Origin of the sequence: Eubacterium album (assembly GCF_025336545.1) — a bacterium.
Classification (GTDB): Bacteria; Bacillota; Clostridia; order Lachnospirales; family Lachnospiraceae; genus Eubacterium_U; species Eubacterium_U album.
Genome location: NZ_JAODBU010000006.1, coordinates 1 through 19227 on the forward strand (window position 1 = coordinate 1; position 19227 = coordinate 19227).

Genomic DNA, 19227 nt, shown 5'->3' on the forward strand with positions numbered 1-19227 from the left:
TAGCCATTCTTCCATCAATTACTGTTGTTTTGGAATTCATCATTTCTGATGACGTTCACTGAAAATCTTTTATTCATTTTCAGGGATGGTTGCTGTTCAATTATCAATGTTCTTGTTTTATTACTATCATAAGTGACAGTTTCTTAATTCTATCATTAATAATCATCACTTGTCAAGTATTTTTTTATTTTTATTTGCCCGCCTTTTAGCGGGCGAAAATTATATTAACACTTTTATTAAGTAATGTCAACACATTTTTTAATAAATCTAAATAAAATTTTGAACGTATATTTCGGTATTTACATTTTCCAAGTTATTATACGCAATGTACAAATCCTATTTATTTTACTCTATTTACCATTTTATCTATATTATGTTTATAACTGATTTAAACATAGGTTAATATAGTTAATACATTTAATTTCAATATAGGTAAATATATAATATAGATAGATTGGCATTAAACTTTATTAAATATAGCAATTAATAATTTGCAAAAAAAAAGAATCATTAACAGATTCTTTTTTACCGGAGAAGGAGGGATTTGAACCCTCGCGCCGCGTAAACGGCCTATACCCTTAGCAGGGGCACCTCTTCAGCCACTTGAGTACTTCTCCTTGCCTGATTCATATCAGTTATTTAATTTGCACAATTTAGCAGTGCAAAATTTATTATAGTATAGCATCTTTTATTTGTCAAATACTTTCTAGAATTTTACTTTTTCTTCTTTCTTTATTTTTTCTATTATTCTTGTTCTAACCATATCAGCTACCTGAGTTGTATTCATATCTTTGTATTCTTCATATTTTATTGGCTTTAAGTAATGAATTTGAACACATACTTCACTTGTTCCAGGAGTATCAAATGGTTTAAACGAATCTATTAATGCTACAGGTACTATTGGAGCTTTTGCTTTCATTGCACTTTTAAAAGTTCCTCCTTTAAACGGTCCCGGATTGTTTCCATCTTTACTTCTTGTTCCCTCTGGGAATATAACAAAATTTTTACCTTTAGAAACCTCATCTTTCATCTCATTTATTATTCCAATTGCCTGTCTTACATCATCTCTGTCAATTAATTTGCCATCTAATGCTTTTCTAACCTGTTTTAACAATATTACATTTTCTAAATTACTTCTCATTACAACTGACACTGGATTGTCATGTGTTTCTACTATTAATAAGAAGTCAAATAATCCTTGATGGTTTGGAAATAATATATAGCCATTTTCTTTAGGTATATTTTCAGTTCCTGTACATCTTATTTTTACATGACCAAATTTGTTTACATTTTTGATTACATTTCTTACTTTATTATATCTTTCTTCAAATGTGTATTTTTTACTATTTTCTGCTGATACTATGTCATGCATCATTGAAGGTATATAATAAAATCTTCTCATAACCATATATGCAATTCTATTTATCTTCACTACAATACTCCTTTATTGCTATTTCATATAAATTATTTCCTTCACAGTCAATTACAACTATAACCGGCAAATTTTCTACTTCAAGTTTTCTTATAGATTCTGTGCCTAAATCATCATATGCTATAACTTCACTTTTCTTTATGCATTTTGATAAAAGAGCTCCTGCACCACCTATTGCTGCAAAATATACTGCTTTATTTCTTACAATTGCTTCTTTTACTTCTTCTGTTCGTTTACCTTTACCAATCATTCCAATTAAACCTTTGTCTAAAAGTTTTGGTGCATATTTATCCATTCTGCTTGCTGTAGTTGGTCCTGCTGATCCAATTGGTCGTCCTTCTCTTGCTGGAGATGGTCCCATATAATAAATAACATTATTTTCTACATCAAACGGAAGTTTTTCTCCCTTTTTTAATGCTTCATCCATTCTTTTATGTGCTGCATCTCTGGCTGTATATATAGTTCCTGTAATATAAACATAATCTCCTGCTTTTAATTCCTGTGATATTTTTTTATCAAATGGGGCTGTTATTTTTCTATCCATGTTTTTCTCCTAATACAATAAATTTATTTTAGTAATAAATAAGTGCTACAATGGCGTAAATAAAGATAAACTAGACCGTGATGTGTAACAATTATCTTTTTATTTAGTCTTTTAATTTTAGATTGTTCTTGTTACGTGTCTGTTTACATGACAACATATATTTATAGCTACAGGTAATCCTGCTATATGGGTTGGGTATGTCTCCACATTTACTGCTAATGCTGTCTGTGTTCCTCCCAAACCTCCAGGTCCAATTCCCATTTTATTTATTTTGTCTAATAATTCATTTTCTAATTTGCTTACATATTCTATATCTGAACTACTATCTGCTTCTCTTGCCAATGCCTTTTTTGCAAGATATGCACATTTTTCGAATGTACCACCTATACCTACACCAACTACCATAGGTGGGCATGCATTTGGTCCTGCATCCCTTACTGCAGTTAACACTGCATTCTTTACTCCTTCTATTCCATCAGCTGGTTTAAGCATAAATACTCTGCTCATATTTTCGCTTCCAAATCCTTTTGGTGCAACTGTTATTGTTATATTTTCTCCCGGAACGATTTCATAATGAATTACAGCCGGTGTATTATCTTTTGTATTTTTTCTTATTATTGGGTCATTAACAACTGATTTTCTTAGATACCCTTCTACATAGCCCTGACGAACGCCTTCATTTATTGCATCTTCTATATTTGCTCCTGTTATATGTACATCTTGTCCAATTTTAACAAATACGACTGCCATCCCTGTGTCCTGACAAATTGGTATCATATCTTCTCTTGCTATTTTTAAATTTTCATCTAACTGCTCTAATATTTGTTTTCCTAATGGTGATTTTTCATTATTACGGGCATTGTCAAATACCTTTTTCATATCATCTGATAGGTAATGATTTGCTTCTATACACATTTCCTTAATATTTTTTGTCAGTAACTGAGCATCTATTTCTCTCATTTATTAATAACCTCCCTGTTTATTTTAAAACTTATTAATAATTTATGTGTTTTATCAATCTTTACTGTGTTAATTTGTATTAGTATTTTTAGTTATTGTTAATACAGGTGAGAAAAACCTAGTTTCTCTCACCTGTCAATCACACTGTTCTTTATTATTCCTGTGTTTCTTCATCTATGCCTTCAGATTCTATTTCATCGATTTCATTATCTTCCTGCAATTCTTCTAATCTTCTTGCTTCTTCATCTGCTAAAGTAACACTTTCTTTTACTTTTGTTATACTTGCAACAATTATATCTTCTTTTTCACCTGTGTTCATTAATTTAACACCTGATGTAACTCTTCCTAGTACTGAAATGTCATCAACTTTTATTCTTATTATAATTCCCTGATTTGTAATAAGCATAATTTCATTTCCATCATTGACTGCTTTTACGCCCACTACTTCTCCTGTCTTATCAGTAATGTTATAACATTTTACACCTTTTCCACCACGGTTCTGTAGTTTAAAGTCTGTAAATCTGTTTCTCTTACCATATCCATTTGCTGAAACGAAAGTTATATATTCGCCCTGTGTTTCAAGCTGCATTGCTACAACTTCATCTCCATTTCTAAGTGTAATACCTTTTACACCCATTGCTGATCTTCCTGTTTCTCTTATATCCTTTTCAGCAAATTTTATTGCCTGACCTTTCTTTGTTAACATTAATACATTTTGTTCACAATCAGATACTTTTACTTCAATTAATTCATCATCGTCTCTAAGTGTTATTGCCTGAATACCTGTTTTTCTTATATTCATATATGCACTTAACGGTGTCTTCTTAATTGTTCCCTTCTTTGTTGCCATAATGAGATTTCTATCTTCATCAAAATCATCAAAATGAACCATTGTTGTTACTTTTTCACCTGGCTGAAGCTGTAGTAAATTAATTATTGCCATTCCTCTTGCTGTTCTACTTGCTTCCGGAATTTCATAACATTTTAATTTGTATACTCGTCCTGTATTTGTAAAGAACATAATATAATGGTGAGTATTTGTCATAAATAAATTCTTTATAAAGTCATTATCTATGGTATTCATACCCTTTATTCCTTTTCCGCCACGGTTTTGTGCTTTGAAGTTATCCGTTGTCATACGTTTGATGTATCCTAAATTTGTTATGGTTACAACAGTATCACGTCTTGGAATTAAGTCTTCATCTGACAAATCTTCTAAGTCTATTCCAATTGTTGTTCTTCTTTCATCAGCATATTTTTCTTTTATTACTAAGATTTCATCCTTGATTACTCCTAATAATTTATTTTCGTCTTCAAGAATTCCTTTGTAGAATGCAATTTTTGCCATTAAATCATCATATTCAGCCTGTAAATCTTCTCTTGCTAAACCTGTTAACTGACGAAGTCTCATATCTACAATTGCCTGTGACTGTGCTTCAGACAATGTAAATCTTTCCATTAATGCTTTCTTTGCTTCTGCTGTATTTCTTGAAGCTCTTATTATTTTAATTACTTCATCAATATTATCTAATGCAATGAATAAACCTTTAATTATGTGAGCTCTTTCTTCAGCTTTATTAAGTTCATAACGTGTTCTTCTTGTAACTACATCTTTCTGATGATCTAAGTAGCATGTTAATACCTCTAATAAATTTAAGACTTTTGGTTCGCCATTTACTAAAGCAAGCATGATAACACCAAATGTATCCTGCATTTGTGTATGTTTATATAACTGATTTAATATTACATTTGCATTAGCATCTCTCTTAACTTCGATTACTACTCTTGTACCATCCTGGTCAGATTCATCTCTTAAGTCAGAAATTCCTTCTATTCTTTTTTCTTTATGTAATTCAGCTATTTTTTCTACTAATTTTGCTTTGTTTACCATATATGGAAGCTCAGTAACTATAATTCTGCTTTTTCCATTATCCAAAGTCTCAATTTCTGTAGTTGCTCTTACCTTTATTTTTCCTCTACCTGTACGATATGCTTCACTTATTCCTTTAGTTCCAAGTATATTTGCTCCAGTTGGGAAATCAGGTCCTTTTATAATTTCCATGATTTCATCCAAATCTGTTGCTCTATTTTCTTCTACCTGATTGTCAATTATTTTTACAATTGCATCAATCGATTCACCAAGATTGTGTGGTGGTATATTTGTAGCCATACCTACTGCAATACCGCTTGTACCATTTACTAATAAGTTAGGATATCTTGATGGTAAAACTGTAGGTTCTTTTTCTGTTTCATCAAAGTTTGGTACAAATTCTACTGTGTCTTTGTTAATATCTGCTATCATTTCTGTAGATATTTTGCTTAAACGTGCTTCTGTATAACGCATTGCAGCTGCGCCATCACCATCTTCTGAGCCAAAGTTTCCATGTCCATCAACTAATGGATATCTTGTATTCCATTCCTGGGCCATGTTTACTAAAGCTCCATAAATTGAGCTATCGCCGTGTGGATGGAATTTACCCATTGTATCACCAACAATACGGGCACATTTTCTATGTGGCTTATCAGGTCCATTATTTAATTCAACCATTGAATAAAGAACTCTTCTTTGTACCGGCTTAAGTCCATCTCTTACATCCGGTAATGCTCTTGCTGCAATTACGCTCATGGCATAATCAATATAAGAGGTCTCCATTGTACTTTTTAAATCTACTTCATGTATTCTGTCAAATATCTTGTCATCCATTATTTATAGCATCCTCCTATACATCTAAGTTCTGAACAAATTTTGCATTTGCTTCTATGAACTCTCTTCTTGGTTCTACTTCATCACCCATAAGAGTTGTAAATGTCTTATCTATTTCAGTTATTGTTTCATCGTCAATTTTAACCTGTTTCAATATTCTTGTGTTAGGATCCATTGTTGTTTCCCATAACTGGCTCGCATCCATTTCACCAAGACCTTTATAACGCTGAATTTTATTCTGATTATCACGACCTATTTCTGTAAGTATTTTATTTAACTCATCATCATTATAGGCATAATAATTTTTTTTGTTTCTTGTTACCTGATAAAGTGGTGGCATTGCTAAATATACATGTCCATCTTTTATTAACTCAGGCATAAATCTATAGAAAAATGTAAGCATAAGTGTATCAATATGAGCTCCGTCAACATCGGCATCAGTCATGATAATAATTTTATCATATCTCAATTTTGATATATCAAAATCATCCTGAATTCCTGTTCCAAACGCTGTTATCATTGCTCTTATTTCTGCATTTGCCATAATTTTATCTATTCTGGCTTTTTCTACATTTAAAATCTTTCCTCTTAAAGGAAGAATAGCCTGTGTTGCTCTTGTTCTTGCTTTTTTAGCTGAACCACCGGCGGAATCTCCTTCGACTATGAAAATTTCACATTTCTTTGGATCTTTATCTGAACAATCAGCTAATTTTCCCGGTAAAGCAGCTACATCTAAAGCTGTTTTTCTTCTTGTAGCTTCTCTTGCATTTCTTGCTGCAAATCTTGCTCTTTGTGCTAAAACAGCCTTTTCGCATATAATCTTTCCTACATTTGGATTCTGTTCAAGGAAATATGTTAACTGTTCACTCATAACATTTTCCACAGCAGCACGTGCTTCACTATTTCCTAATTTTTGTTTTGTCTGTCCTTCAAACTGTGGATCCTCGATTTTAACACTAATTATAGCAGTAAGACCTTCTCTTATATCTTCACCTGAAAGATTTTCTTCATTATCTTTTAATACTTTTTTAGTTCTTGCATAACTATTAAAAGTTTTTGTAAGTGCTCTTTTAAAGCCTTCAACCTGTGTTCCACCTTCAGGAGTGTTAATGTTATTAACAAAACTTATTGTATTTTCGTTATATCCATCGTTATGCTGAAGAGCAACTTCAACATAAACATTATTTACTGCTCCTTCACAATATAAAATGTCATCATATAAAGCAGTCTTTCCTTCATTAAGATAACTTACAAATTCTTTTATACCACCTTCATAATGGAATATTTCTTCTTTTGGTTCTTCTTCTCTTACATCTCTTAAAATAATTTTTAAATTCTTAGTAAGGAAAGCTGTCTCTCTTAATCTTTCCTCTAACACCTTAAACTGATAAACAGTATCTTCAAAAATTGTATTATCCGGTAAGAATGTAACTTCTGTTCCTGTAAAATCAGAATCACATTCACCTATAACTTTTAATTCACTTACAACATGTCCATATTCATATTTCTGATAATGGATTTTTCCTTCTCTACATACTTTAACTTCTAACCACTGTGATAAGGCGTTAACTACAGATGCACCTACACCATGTAATCCACCGGATACTTTGTATCCTCCACCACCAAATTTTCCTCCGGCATGAAGTACTGTAAATACAACCTGTACTGCAGGCAAACCTGTTTTTTCATTAATTCCAACAGGAATTCCTCGTCCATTATCCTTTACTGTAATAGAATTATCTTTGTTAATCTGTACATCAATTTCACTACAATAACCTGCTAAAGCTTCATCAACAGCATTATCAACTATTTCATAAACTAAATGATGAAGACCTCTTGTTGATGTTGTTCCAATATACATACCAGGTCTTTTACGTACCGCTTCAAGTCCTTCAAGAATCTGTATTTGGTCTGCACCATATTCATTTTCTACATTTGTATTGTTACCCATTAGTAACTCCTTTCAGTTAAATAGTTTTTTCAAAAACTTTTCCTTCTTTTACTTTAAATATTTTGTTAATTTTAAATCTGTTTTCTATAAATTCATCTAAACCCGTACAAGTTATAATTGTCTGTACGTTTTCTAAACTATTTAATAACTCATTCTGCCTTTTTGAATCTAATTCCGATAATACATCGTCTAACAACAATACCGGTGTATCATGTATTATGCTTTTTACTATTTCAATTTCAGCCAGTTTTAAAGATAAAGCTGCAGTTCTTTGTTGTCCCTGACTTCCGTAAATTCTTACATTCATATCATCATAATAAAAACTTAAGTCATCCCTATGTGGTCCAACATTTGTAGTCTTATACTTTTTATCTTTTTCTCTTGTTAAAACAAGTTGATTATATAACTCTAATTCATCGCAGTTTTTATCATATTTAACTATTATATTTTCTTTGTTATCTGTAATTTTTTTGTGAATTGGATTTATTATTTCGTTTATTTTTTTTACAAATTCACTTCGACGTTTAATAACTTCACTTCCATATTTAGCAAGTTGTAAATCCCATACGTCCAAAGTTTCCTCTAAATCAGGCTTAAAATATAAATCCTTTAATAGTTTATTTCTTTGATTTAATATCTTATTGTAATTTAGCAAATTATAAACATATAATTTATCTAGTTGACATAACTCCAAATCTATAAACCTTCTTCTCTCGGATGGACCATTTTTAATAATATTTAAATCCTCCGGTGAAAAGAATACAACATTAAATATCCCAAATAATTCACTTGCTTTTTTTATAGGAATTCCATTTATAGCAATTCCTTTAGACTTATTTTTTTTCAAATGAATATCAATTCGATATTCTTTATTCTTTTTGTTAATATATATTTTTATATGTGCATCATCACATCCAAATTTTATAACTTCTTTATCTTTCCCACCTCTGTGAGATTTCGTTGTGCTACATATATATATAGCTTCAAGAATATTTGTTTTTCCCTGTGCGTTGTCACCATATAAAATATTAGTTTTAGAATCAACGTTTAAATCTAATGTTTCATAGTTTCTATAATTACAAAGATTTAATTTTTCAATAACCATTATTCTACTTCTACAATTGTACCATCAAATTCAAAAGTATCTCCAGGTACAAGTTTCTTTCCTCTTCTGGTATCAACTTCTCCATTTACCTTTACTTGTCCATCCTGAACAACAAACTTTGCATCAATACCTGAACTAACAAGTCCTGCTAATTTTAATGCCTGACCTAACTTAATATAATCATCTTTTATTTTTATTTTTTCCATTTTTTTCTATTCCTAAACTAATTATTTGCTACTGAAAAGTTAACAGGAAGAATTAAGTAAATATATTTTCCTTCATCATCTCTTATAAAACATGGTGATTTAGGGTTTACATAATATATATTTATCTGTTCTTCATCTATAACCTTTAATGTATCTATTAAGAATCTTGGATTAAAACCAATCATCATATCTTTTCCTTCTTTTTGAATGTAAATTTCTTCATCCATAGAACCAATGAAAGAATTAATCTTAAATTCCATTACTCCATCCTTAATTGTAATAATAATAGGTTTCTTATCGCCTTCTTTAATAAGAAGTGTTGCTCTATCAATACAATCAAGCATTTCTCTTTTATTAATTACAACCTTAGTTTCATAATCACTTGAAAGCATCTGATTTATCTTAAAATATTCGCCTTCAATTAATCTTGAAACAACAAGTGTATTATCAAATTCAAATAATATATGGTTTGTTGTGAAATAAATATTAACAATATCATCAACTCCACCATTTAAAATTTTGCTTATTTCATTTAAAGTTTTTCCAGGAACAACAACTTTAATATCTTCATATTCAGCATTTAATTCAATATTTCTTATAGCTATTCTATGACCATCCAATGCAACAACTTTTAAATTATTACCTGATATTTCAAAAAGTTCTCCTGTCATAAGTTTATTATTATTTTTGTCATCAATTGAGAATATTGTCTGTCTTATAACTTCTTTTAATGAAAACTGTGAAATACTAATACTTTTTTCCTTTTTTATTTCAGGTAAATAAGAAAAATCATCTCCATCTCTACCTATAATGTTAAATTTGGCATTTTCACATGTAATGTTTGCTTTATATTCATTATCAACATCAATAACTACATCATTATCAGGAAGTTTTCTTATAATTTCTGAAAATAATTTAGCTTCTATAGCTACACTACCCGGTTCAATAATTTCACCTTGGACAACCGTTTCAATGCCAAGTTCCATATCATTAGCAGTCATTTTAATTTTTCCCTCAGTAGCGTCAATAAGAAAACATTCTAATATAGACATAGTAGTTTTTGAGGATACGGCTTTCATAGTAATGTTAACTCCTGAAAGTAAATCATTTTTTTTGCAAATAAGTTTCATTGTAAAATCTCCTTTATGTGTAAGTGTTGAAAAATGTATAAATTTATATAAATAAATAAATAATAATTAGTAGCAGTAGTATATAGGGGATGTTAATAAGTTAAAAACTAGTTCTAAGCCCCATGTATAAAAGAAAAGGCTGCATTAATAACAAATGAATAATTTTAAAAACTATTAACATTTTGAGGATATTGTTAATAAAAAATGTTAATAGCTTAAAAATATAAAAGTAGGATATTAACAATATATTAATAACATTTTAATACTGAAAATATAGTTATTAACATCAAAATAGTAGTTATTAATACAAAAATGTTAATAACTTCACTTCGTATTAAGCTTTTTAATAATAACTTCCACCATATTTTTAGTATTTATGTCTCTTGCCATTTCTTCTTTTATCTGATTAACTCCATATATTACGGTAGATGGATTGTCTTTATGAAGAGCTAATCCAATTTTCTTATTTGTCTCATCGGTAAGCGTTTTACAAATGTACATGCATACCTGTCTGGCATATGCTATTTCTTTAGAACGCTTCTTAGAAGCTAAATCATTAGGTGAAATTCCAAAATGATCAGCAACTACTTCGATAATTTTTTTACATGTTATTGTGTTATCTTCTTCAGGTGAAATATAATCCTTAAGAACATCTTTAGCAAAATCTAAATCAATAGTCTGATTGCTGATTTTACTAAAAGCAATAATCTTAGTTAATGAGCCTTCAAGTTCACGAATATTGAAAATAACATTTGTTGAAATGTAATCTAATACGTCATTAGGTATATCTATACCTTCAACTTCAACTTTCTTTTTCAAAATTGCCATTCTTGTTTCATAATTAGGACTTTGGATATCTACTGTTAATCCAGATTCAAACCTGTTAACCAATCTGTCTTCAAGTCCTTCTAAGTCCTTAGGCTTTCTATCTGAACTAATAACAATGGCTTTTTTATGCATATACAAATACTGGAAAGTATGGAAAAATTCTTCCTGAGTACTTTCCTTTTTCTGAAGAAACTGTATATCATCAATAAGTAAAACATCTACATTTCGATATTTTGCTCTAAAATCAGACATTTCCTGTTGATTACCGCTTTTATTACGTAGTGTTTCAATAAGTTCATTAGTAAAAGATTCACTTGTAGTATATAAAACCTTAGCGTTAGGATTTTTATTTAATACAAAATGACCAATTGATTGCATAAGGTGGGTTTTACCAAGACCTACACCTCCATAGATAAATAAAGGATTGTAGATTCCACCTGGAGACTCAGCAACTGCAAGAGATGTGTCGTGGGCTAAAATATTGTTAGAGCCTACAACAAATGTATCAAAAGTATATTTACTATTTAAATTAGCTTCAGCAATTCTGCTTGTAAGTGAAGCTGATTCATTAATTGTAATATGTTCTTCGGTTTCACTTGGTTCATCTTTAATGTCAGATGGTAAAACAAACTGAAGTTCAAGTTCCATTTTCATAATTTCTTCAATAGTTACTTTTAATGGAATCTGGTATTTTTTCTTTATATATTGAAGACCAAGCATCTCAGTTTCACCCTGATAAACTAAAGTTACGACATTGTCTTCAAAAGATTTAACCTGCAATGGTTTTATCCATGTTTTGAAGGAAACATCAGAAATATCGTAATCCTGTTTAAACGTATTGAGAATCTCAGGCCATTTTTCAATCAATGTAGAATACATAAATAATTCTCCTATTTTTTATAAAATAAACTTCTAAAAGTAAAAAAATGCGCAAAATTACACACATAATTATAATAGCAAAAAACAAAAATGTTTTCAACTTATATATAATAAAGAAGAAACTAATAAACGTGTAAAAATTTTGATGTAAAATAGAGAAAAAAGATTTTGTGGAAAAATAACGAAAAATTTTTGTAATAAGTTTACATAAAATAAAAAATAGGTTTACAAATAATTCGACAAAAAATAACAATAATTTTATTAATAAAAAAAGTTATTAATGTTAATAACTTATAAAAGTGTGAATAAATGGGAGGTAAAAGGAAAAAATAATGTGAGTTATTAACTTTTTATTAATAAAATGTTGATAACTGGTGTTAATTACCCGCAAATGTTATGTAAAGTAAATCAAAAAAATAATAAAAATTAACAAAAAATAAAATGCTTGACGTAAAATTAACTTGCCATTATAATTGAAATGATGTTTTATTATAGTGCGTAAGGAGGTGTATCGGAATGCATAAGGGTAAAATGACATATCAGCCAAAAAAGAGACAGAGATCAAAAGTTCATGGTTTTAGATCAAGAATGAGCACAGCAGGCGGAAGAAAAGTTCTTGCAGCTAGAAGAGCAAAAGGAAGAAAAGTATTGTCAGCATAGGCCGCAGTTTTGTGGCCTTTTTCTTTTCTTATTTTAAAGAGGTATTGTAATGAATAGTTATGACTCGCTAAAAAAGAATAGAGATTTTCAAAATGTTTATAAAAATGGAAAATCAAAGGCAAATAAATATTTAGTTATGTATGTACTTGAAAACCAATTAGATAGTAACAGATTAGGAATATCAGTAAGTAAAAAAGTAGGAAATAGTGTAATAAGACATCATCTGACACGTCTAATAAGGGAAAGCTACAGACTAAATAAAGAAATGTTCAATAGTGGTTTGGACATTGTCGTAATTGCACGTGAAAGTGCAAAGGACAGAAAATATAAAGAAATTGAAAGTGCATTGTTGCATTTAGGAAAAATCAATGGAATTCTAAATGAAAAAAGCATGTAAATAAGCTTTTTTATCATTTTAGAATATGTTTGTAACTTGAAAATGAAAAAAACTTCTATATGGTACATTTATGGGAGGGTATATGAAGATGATAAAGAAATTATCTAAAGGTATAAATTTTATTCTTATAGGATGTATAAAATTTTATAGAAAATTTATTTCACCTATGAAAATTACGCCTTGTTGCAGATTTATACCATCATGCTCTCAGTATGCCATAGAAGCTTTACAGAAATATGGACCTTTAAAAGGATCGTTTTTAGCCATAAAGAGAATTTTAAGGTGTAACCATTTCTCTAAAGGGGGCTATGATCCTGTGCCTTAAGGAGGAATAATTGGAATTATTATTAGCTACACAGCAGAGTGGTATATTAATGCCATTTGCTTGGATATTAGGAAAAATACTTGAAGCAATTTACTTTATTTTTTCTTCTATAGGAATTGAAAGTATTGGATTATGTATTATTGTTTTTACAGTAGTAATTAGAATGTTAATGCTTCCAAGTACAATTAAGCAACAGAAATTTTCAAAATTGAATTCAGTAATGAATCCGGAAATTCAGGCAATTCAGAAAAAATATAAAAATAAAGTTGATCAGGCATCACAGCTTGCACAGCAGGAAGAAATTAAGGCTGTATATGATAAGTATGGTGTTTCACCTACAGGAAGTTGTTTACAGTTACTTATTCAAATGCCTATTATCTTAGCTTTATATAGAGTTATTATGAATATTCCGGCATATGTAAGTTCTGTTAAAGATTATTATTTGACAATATTACAAAATATGAATGGAAGTCAGATTAAAGAATTCTTTACTTATAAAGTAGATTCATTTTCTGATTTAACAACACAGCAGGTTAATAATTGTATTGATGTTATGTCAGGATACAACAGAGCAACATTAAAAGTTGATGGATTTAGTTTAAGTAAATTAGTTGATACTATTGATAGTTCAGTAGTTGATAAAGCTTATGATCATATTCATAATATTAACAATTTCTTTTGTTATAACTTAAGTGATTCACCATCACAGATGCTTAAAGCAGGATTACCTATTATTTTAGTATTGTTAATTCCTGTATTAGCTGGTTTAACTCAGTTCTTAAGTGTTACATTATCAATGAAATTAAATAGTGCAGCAACAAATACACAGGATAATCCAATGGCCGGTTCAATGAAAATGATGAATATTATGATGCCATTGATGTCAGTTTATATGTGTTATATGTTTGCATCAGGTATTGGTATTTATTGGGTAACAAGTTCAGCAGCTATGATGATTCAGCAGATATTTATTAATATGCATTTAAAGAAAATGGATGTTAACGAAATTATTGAAAAGAATAAGGAAAAAGCTGAACAGAAGAGAATTGCTAGAAATGAGAAAAACGGTGTTTATAGAGAACAGGTATTAAAGGCTGCATCTACAAATACAAAGTCAGTTTCAAGCAAAGCGAATTCAACTAAATCTTTTGCAGAAAAAGAAAAGATAATTGAAGAAGCTAAAATGAAAAATATGAAGAAAAAGAACGGTAGCATTGGTTCTAGAGTAAATATGGTAAATGACTTTAATGAAAGAAACAAAAAATAGAGGTGAAAGTGTTGGATTTTAAGGAATATACAGGAAAGAATATCGATGATGCTTTAACTAATGCATGTGTTGATTTAGGAACAACAACTGATAAGTTAGAGTATGAAGTTATTAGCAAAGGCAGTAACGGAATCTTAGGAATAGGAAGTAAGCCTGCAGTCATTAAAGCTAGAAAAAATCAGTCAATTGAAGACATTGCAAGAGAATTTTTAGGAAAAGTTTTTGAAGCAATGGAATTAACTGTAAAAATTAATATGGATATCAACGAAGAAGATGGTGTTGTAAATATTGATTTAGTAGGAGATGATATGGGAATACTTATTGGAAAAAGAGGGCAGACTCTTGATTCATTACAGTATCTTGTAAGTCTCGTTATTAATAAAGAAAGCGAAAAATATTTAAGAGTAAAATTAGATACAGAAAACTACAGAGAACGTAGAAAAGCTACTCTTGAAAATCTTGCTAAAAACATTGCATTTAAGGTTAAGAGAATTAAGAAACCGGTATCTCTTGAGCCAATGAATCCATATGAAAGAAGAATTATTCATTCAGCATTACAGAATGATAAATATGTTACAACAAAGAGTGAAGGTGAAGAACCATACAGACATGTTGTTGTAATCTTAAAAAGATAATAAAATATAACATAGGTAAACGTAGCAGTTATAACTGCTACGTTTTCTTTTTGAAAAATATGTGTTATACTAAATTATTATGGCTTATTATGTGGAGTTAATTTGCACATCTTGAGTAAAGAAAAATTAATGACAAAAAGTTGATTAATTTGAAAGGCTTGGTAATGAGATGAAAGTGGTTGATACAATAGCAGCAATTGCAACAGCATCAGGTAATTCCGGAATAGGAATAATAAGAGTAAGTGGTGATGAAGCAATTGAAATTGTAGATAAAATATTTAAATCAGTAAATAGTGATAAAAAATTAGTTAATGTAAAATCACATACAATTAACTATGGGCATATAGTTGATAATGATAAAGTAATTGATGAAGTACTGGTTTCAGTTATGAATGGACCACATTCATATACAGGAGAAGATGTAGTTGAAATTAATTGTCATGGTGGAATGATAGTTATTAGAAAGATATTGGAAATTGTATTAAAAAATGGTGCAAGAACAGCTGAGCCGGGTGAATTTACAAAAAGAGCTTTCTTAAACGGAAGAATGGATTTGTCTCAGGCAGAGGCAGTCATGGATGTAATAAATGCAAAAAATGAATTTGCTTTATCAAGTTCAATAGAGCAGTTAAATGGAAGAGTTTCTGAAAAAATCAAAAGCTTAAGAAAAAAAATTATTTATAATATAGCTTTTATAGAATCAGCACTTGATGACCCTGAGCATATAAGCATTGATGGATATTCAGATAAATTAAGTAAGATTCTTGAAGAGGTTAATGGTGAACTTTCAAGATTAATTAACAATTTTGATAATGGAAGAATTGTTAAAGAAGGAGTTAAGACTGTAATTTTAGGCAAGCCAAATGCAGGAAAATCTTCTTTATTGAACTTACTTCTTGGGGAAGAAAGAGCAATTGTTACTGATATAGAAGGAACTACAAGAGATACTCTAGAAGAAAGCATTAATTTAAATGGTGTCTTTCTTAATTTAATTGATACTGCGGGCATTAGAGATTCTGAAGATGTAGTTGAGCAAATCGGTGTAAATAAGGCAAAAGAACTTGCTGAAAAAAGTGATTTAGTTATATTTGTAGCAGATGCATCGAAAGAATTAGATGAAAATGATAAAGAAATTATTAATTTGATAAAAGATAAACAGGCAATTGTTTTACTTAATAAATCTGATTTAGGAACAATTATAAACGAAAAGAATGTTTCTGAATTTGACAATAAACCTGTAATTACATTTTCTGCAAAAACAGGAGATGGGTTAGATGAATTAGAAAATAAAATAAGAGATTTATTTTATGAAGGAAAAGTTAAATATAATGATGAATTGTATATTACAAATGCAAGACAAAAAGAATCACTTATTAATGCAAAGAATAGTATTGAAGAGGTTATAAAATCAGTAGAGAATGATATGCCTGAAGATTTTTATTCTATTGATTTAATGGATGCATACACATATTTAGGACAAATTATTGGTGAGAGCGTAGAAGATGACCTTGTAAATGAGATATTTAGTAAGTTTTGTATGGGAAAATAATAAAAGTTCTATTTGGAGAGGAAAATAAAATGGCACATGTAGAAGAAAAATATGATGTAGTAATTATAGGAGCGGGACATGCAGGATGCGAGGCGGCACTTGCGTCTGCAAGATTAGGAAATAATACTATTGTATTTACAGTAAGCGTAGATAGCATAGCTTTAATGCCATGTAACCCTAATATAGGTGGAACTTCTAAAGGACATTTAGTAAGAGAAATAGATGCTCTTGGTGGAGAAATGGGAAAAAATATAGATAAAACATTTATCCAATCTAAGATGTTAAATAAATCCAAAGGACCTGCAGTTCATTCATTAAGAGCGCAGGCTGATAAACAGGAATATACAAGAGAAATGAGAAAAACTCTTGAAAATACAGATAATTTAACAATAAGACAGGCTGAAGTTGCAGAAATTTTAGTTGAAGATGGAAAAATAACAGGAGTAAAAACAGCATCAGGTGCAGTTTATTATGCAAAAGCAGTTGTTTTGGCTACAGGAGTTTATTTAAAAGCAAAATGTATATACGGAGATATTTGCCAATATACAGGACCAAACGGTCTTATGGCTGCAAATTTATTAACTGATTCTTTAATTAAGAATGGCATAAAAATGCGTAGATTTAAAACAGGTACTCCGGCAAGAGTAGATAAACGTTCTATAGATTTTAGTAAAATGGAAGAACAGTTTGGTGATAAAAAGGTAGTTCCTTTTTCATTCGAAACAGATTCTGAAAGTGTACAAAAAGAACAGATTTCATGCTGGCTAACATATACAAATGAAGAAACTCATAAGATTATAAGGGATAATATTAACAGATCCCCATTATTTTCAGGAATGATTGAAGGTACGGGACCTAGATATTGCCCTTCAATAGAAGATAAAGTTGTAAAATTTGCAGATAAAAACAGACATCAGGTTTTTATAGAACCGGAAGGAATGTATACAAATGAAATGTACTTGGGTGGAATGTCATCATCATTACCTGAGGATGTTCAGTATGCTATGTACAAAACAGTTCCGGGACTTGAAAATGTTAAAATTGTACGTAATGCATATGCAATAGAATATGATTGTATAGAATATGGACAATTATTGCCAAGTCTTGAGTTTAAGAATATTTCAGGATTATTTAGTGCAGGTCAGTTTAATGGAAGTTCAGGATATGAAGAAGCTGCAGCACAAGGAATAATTGCCGGAATTAATGCTGCAAGAAAAGTTCAGGGAAAAGAAATGCTGGTTCTTGATAGATCACAAGCATATATTGGAGTATTAATTGATGATTTAGTTACAAAGGAAAGTCACGAACCTTATAGAATGATGACTTCAAGAGCAGAATACAGATTATTATTAAGACAGGATAATGCCGATCTTAGATTATCAAAGATTGGATATGAAATTGGATTGATTTCAAAAGAAAGATATGATTATGTTTGCTATAAAGAGAAAGTAATTAAAGAAGAAATAGAGAGATTAAATAAATATGCGATAGGTGCTAACAAAAAAGTTCAGGAATTTTTAGTATCTGTTGGCAGTACTCCACTTAAGACAGGAACAACATTAGCTGAATTAATAAGAAGACCTGAATTGGATTATCAAAAAATAAGTCATTTTGACGATGAAAAGAAAGACTTACCTGAAGATATTGTTGAACAAATAAATATAAATATTAAATATGATGGTTATATTTCAAGACAAATGAAGCAGGTTGCTCAATTTAAAAAGTTGGAAAATAAAAAAATACCTGAAAATTTTGACTATACATTGGTATCAAGCTTAAGAAAAGAAGCAGTTCAGAAACTTACATTGTATAAACCTATAAACATAGGACAGGCGTCTAGAATATCAGGTGTTTCACCAGCTGATATTTCAGTTCTTCTTATATATATGGAACAGCATAAAAATAAATAAAAAGTAGGTATATATGGATAAAATTGAATTTATAAGAAATCATATTGAAAAATTAGATATAAATATTAGTGAAGAACAATGTTGTCAATTTCTTAAATATTATGAAATGTTGGTTGAAAAAAATAAGGTAATGAATTTAACAGGCATTACAGAGTTTGAAGAGGTTATTGAAAAGCATTTTGTTGATAGTTTATCTTTAGTTAAAAGTATTAAATTAAATGGAGATGAAAGTCTGATTGATGTTGGAACCGGTGCAGGATTTCCCGGAATACCTATTAAAATTATGTTTCCAAATTTGAAAATTACTCTAATGGACTCTTTAAATAAAAGACTTCTCTTTTTGAATGAAGTAACAAATAAACTTGGATTGGATAAAATTGAATTGGTTCATGGTAGAGCTGAAGATTTAGGAAAAAATTCTAATTACAGAGAAAAATATGATTTATGTGTATCAAGAGCAGTAGCTAATATATCAACACTTTCAGAATATTGTATTCCATTCATTAAATTAAATGGCTACTTTATTTGTTACAAAGCTGATGGATGCATGAATGAAATTAATATTGGAAAAAATGCAATTAAAGTATTAGGTGGAGAAATAGAGGAAATTGTTGATTTTAATTTACCTGATACAGATATAAAGAGAAAAATTATTAATATCAAGAAAATAAAAAACACACCTAAAAAATATCCTAGAAAACCAGGGTTACCTTCAAAAGAACCTATAATATAAGTTTATGTATAT

The 19227-nt window shown here is 29.7% G+C and carries 17 protein-coding genes and 1 tRNA gene; 8 read left to right on the forward strand and 10 right to left on the reverse strand.

From position 1 onward, the window contains the following. Nucleotides 1-529 precede the first annotated feature (529 nt). From N5B56_RS05960 to dnaA, 10 genes are all read right to left on the reverse strand, one after another. Nucleotides 530-617 (reverse strand) — tRNA-Ser (locus N5B56_RS05960). A gap of 89 nt (nucleotides 618-706) precedes the next feature. After that, nucleotides 707-1432, reverse strand: a complete 726-nt coding sequence (locus N5B56_RS05965) for a lysophospholipid acyltransferase family protein (RefSeq protein WP_022089478.1) — start codon at nucleotides 1430-1432, stop codon at nucleotides 707-709. Further along, a complete protein-coding gene (locus N5B56_RS05970; protein ID WP_117910217.1) occupies nucleotides 1419-1976 on the reverse strand; it encodes a Fe-S-containing hydro-lyase in 558 nt (185 codons plus the stop codon). Before N5B56_RS05970 ends, N5B56_RS05965 begins: the two co-directional genes overlap by 14 nt. A gap of 117 nt (nucleotides 1977-2093) precedes the next feature. After that, the gene (locus tag N5B56_RS05975) at nucleotides 2094-2936 is read right to left on the reverse strand and encodes a fumarate hydratase (protein WP_118565924.1); all 843 of its coding nucleotides are present in this window, start codon (nucleotides 2934-2936) and stop codon (nucleotides 2094-2096) included. A gap of 154 nt (nucleotides 2937-3090) precedes the next feature. Then, a complete protein-coding gene (gene gyrA, locus N5B56_RS05980) occupies nucleotides 3091-5640 on the reverse strand; it encodes a DNA gyrase subunit A (RefSeq protein WP_260978572.1) in 2550 nt (849 codons plus the stop codon). Between the two features lie 16 nt (nucleotides 5641-5656). Beyond that, nucleotides 5657-7591: a DNA topoisomerase (ATP-hydrolyzing) subunit B gene (gene gyrB, locus N5B56_RS05985; protein WP_118565926.1), complete on the reverse strand. Its 1935-nt coding sequence runs from the start codon at nucleotides 7589-7591 to the stop codon at nucleotides 5657-5659. 16 nt (nucleotides 7592-7607) lie between these two features. Then, nucleotides 7608-8696: a DNA replication/repair protein RecF gene (gene recF / locus N5B56_RS05990; protein WP_118565927.1), complete on the reverse strand. Its 1089-nt coding sequence runs from the start codon at nucleotides 8694-8696 to the stop codon at nucleotides 7608-7610. Further along, nucleotides 8696-8902, reverse strand: coding sequence for an RNA-binding S4 domain-containing protein (locus N5B56_RS05995; protein ID WP_022089472.1), 207 nt, complete (start codon nucleotides 8900-8902; stop codon nucleotides 8696-8698). The genes recF and N5B56_RS05995 overlap by 1 nt, the downstream gene beginning before the upstream one ends. A 17-nt stretch (nucleotides 8903-8919) precedes the next feature. Then, a complete protein-coding gene (gene dnaN, locus N5B56_RS06000) occupies nucleotides 8920-10032 on the reverse strand; it encodes a DNA polymerase III subunit beta (protein ID WP_022089471.1) in 1113 nt (370 codons plus the stop codon). Between the two features lie 324 nt (nucleotides 10033-10356). Continuing rightward, nucleotides 10357-11739: a chromosomal replication initiator protein DnaA gene (dnaA, locus tag N5B56_RS06005; RefSeq protein ID WP_022089470.1), complete on the reverse strand. Its 1383-nt coding sequence runs from the start codon at nucleotides 11737-11739 to the stop codon at nucleotides 10357-10359. Between the two features lie 516 nt (nucleotides 11740-12255). Here dnaA and rpmH point away from each other — a divergent pair. From rpmH to rsmG, 8 genes are all read left to right on the forward strand, one after another. Next, nucleotides 12256-12399 (forward strand): 50S ribosomal protein L34, encoded by a 144-nt coding sequence (gene rpmH, locus N5B56_RS06010; RefSeq protein ID WP_022089469.1) that lies wholly within the window; start codon nucleotides 12256-12258, stop codon nucleotides 12397-12399. A 49-nt stretch (nucleotides 12400-12448) separates the two neighbouring features. Further along, on the forward strand, nucleotides 12449-12796 hold the full coding sequence (rnpA, locus tag N5B56_RS06015) for a ribonuclease P protein component (protein WP_022089468.1): 348 nt from the start codon (nucleotides 12449-12451) through the stop codon (nucleotides 12794-12796). An 88-nt stretch (nucleotides 12797-12884) separates the two neighbouring features. After that, complete coding sequence (gene yidD, locus N5B56_RS06020; protein ID WP_022089467.1) at nucleotides 12885-13121, forward strand: membrane protein insertion efficiency factor YidD; 237 nt, start codon at nucleotides 12885-12887, stop codon at nucleotides 13119-13121. A 10-nt stretch (nucleotides 13122-13131) separates the two neighbouring features. Continuing rightward, nucleotides 13132-14388 carry a YidC/Oxa1 family membrane protein insertase gene (locus N5B56_RS06025; RefSeq protein WP_022089466.1) on the forward strand — a complete coding sequence of 419 codons (1257 nt, stop codon included), beginning with the start codon at nucleotides 13132-13134 and terminating at the stop codon, nucleotides 14386-14388. Between the two features lie 11 nt (nucleotides 14389-14399). Then, nucleotides 14400-15023 carry an RNA-binding cell elongation regulator Jag/EloR gene (gene jag, locus N5B56_RS06030; RefSeq protein ID WP_117910210.1) on the forward strand — a complete coding sequence of 208 codons (624 nt, stop codon included), beginning with the start codon at nucleotides 14400-14402 and terminating at the stop codon, nucleotides 15021-15023. A gap of 169 nt (nucleotides 15024-15192) precedes the next feature. Next, the gene (mnmE, locus tag N5B56_RS06035) at nucleotides 15193-16572 is read left to right on the forward strand and encodes a tRNA uridine-5-carboxymethylaminomethyl(34) synthesis GTPase MnmE (RefSeq protein ID WP_260978573.1); all 1380 of its coding nucleotides are present in this window, start codon (nucleotides 15193-15195) and stop codon (nucleotides 16570-16572) included. Between the two features lie 29 nt (nucleotides 16573-16601). Next, complete coding sequence (gene mnmG / locus N5B56_RS06040; protein WP_117910208.1) at nucleotides 16602-18482, forward strand: tRNA uridine-5-carboxymethylaminomethyl(34) synthesis enzyme MnmG; 1881 nt, start codon at nucleotides 16602-16604, stop codon at nucleotides 18480-18482. 13 nt (nucleotides 18483-18495) lie between these two features. Beyond that, nucleotides 18496-19215 carry a 16S rRNA (guanine(527)-N(7))-methyltransferase RsmG gene (gene rsmG, locus N5B56_RS06045; protein ID WP_260978574.1) on the forward strand — a complete coding sequence of 240 codons (720 nt, stop codon included), beginning with the start codon at nucleotides 18496-18498 and terminating at the stop codon, nucleotides 19213-19215. Nucleotides 19216-19227 lie beyond the last annotated feature (12 nt).

Coding starts and splice junctions, on each gene's coding strand:
- yidD (WP_022089467.1), top strand. CDS start 12,885: ATGATAAAGAAATTATCTAAAGGTATAAATTTTATTCTTATAGGATGT.
- N5B56_RS05975 (WP_118565924.1), bottom strand. CDS start 2,936: ATGAGAGAAATAGATGCTCAGTTACTGACAAAAAATATTAAGGAAATG.
- N5B56_RS05970 (WP_117910217.1), bottom strand. CDS start 1,976: ATGGATAGAAAAATAACAGCCCCATTTGATAAAAAAATATCACAGGAA.
- rpmH (WP_022089469.1), top strand. CDS start 12,256: ATGCATAAGGGTAAAATGACATATCAGCCAAAAAAGAGACAGAGATCA.
- dnaA (WP_022089470.1), bottom strand. CDS start 11,739: ATGTATTCTACATTGATTGAAAAATGGCCTGAGATTCTCAATACGTTT.
- mnmE (WP_260978573.1), top strand. CDS start 15,193: ATGAAAGTGGTTGATACAATAGCAGCAATTGCAACAGCATCAGGTAAT.
- rnpA (WP_022089468.1), top strand. CDS start 12,449: ATGAATAGTTATGACTCGCTAAAAAAGAATAGAGATTTTCAAAATGTT.
- gyrA (WP_260978572.1), bottom strand. CDS start 5,640: ATGGATGACAAGATATTTGACAGAATACATGAAGTAGATTTAAAAAGT.
- recF (WP_118565927.1), bottom strand. CDS start 8,696: ATGGTTATTGAAAAATTAAATCTTTGTAATTATAGAAACTATGAAACA.
- dnaN (WP_022089471.1), bottom strand. CDS start 10,032: ATGAAACTTATTTGCAAAAAAAATGATTTACTTTCAGGAGTTAACATT.
- rsmG (WP_260978574.1), top strand. CDS start 18,496: ATGGATAAAATTGAATTTATAAGAAATCATATTGAAAAATTAGATATA.
- mnmG (WP_117910208.1), top strand. CDS start 16,602: ATGGCACATGTAGAAGAAAAATATGATGTAGTAATTATAGGAGCGGGA.
- N5B56_RS05995 (WP_022089472.1), bottom strand. CDS start 8,902: ATGGAAAAAATAAAAATAAAAGATGATTATATTAAGTTAGGTCAGGCA.
- gyrB (WP_118565926.1), bottom strand. CDS start 7,591: ATGGGTAACAATACAAATGTAGAAAATGAATATGGTGCAGACCAAATA.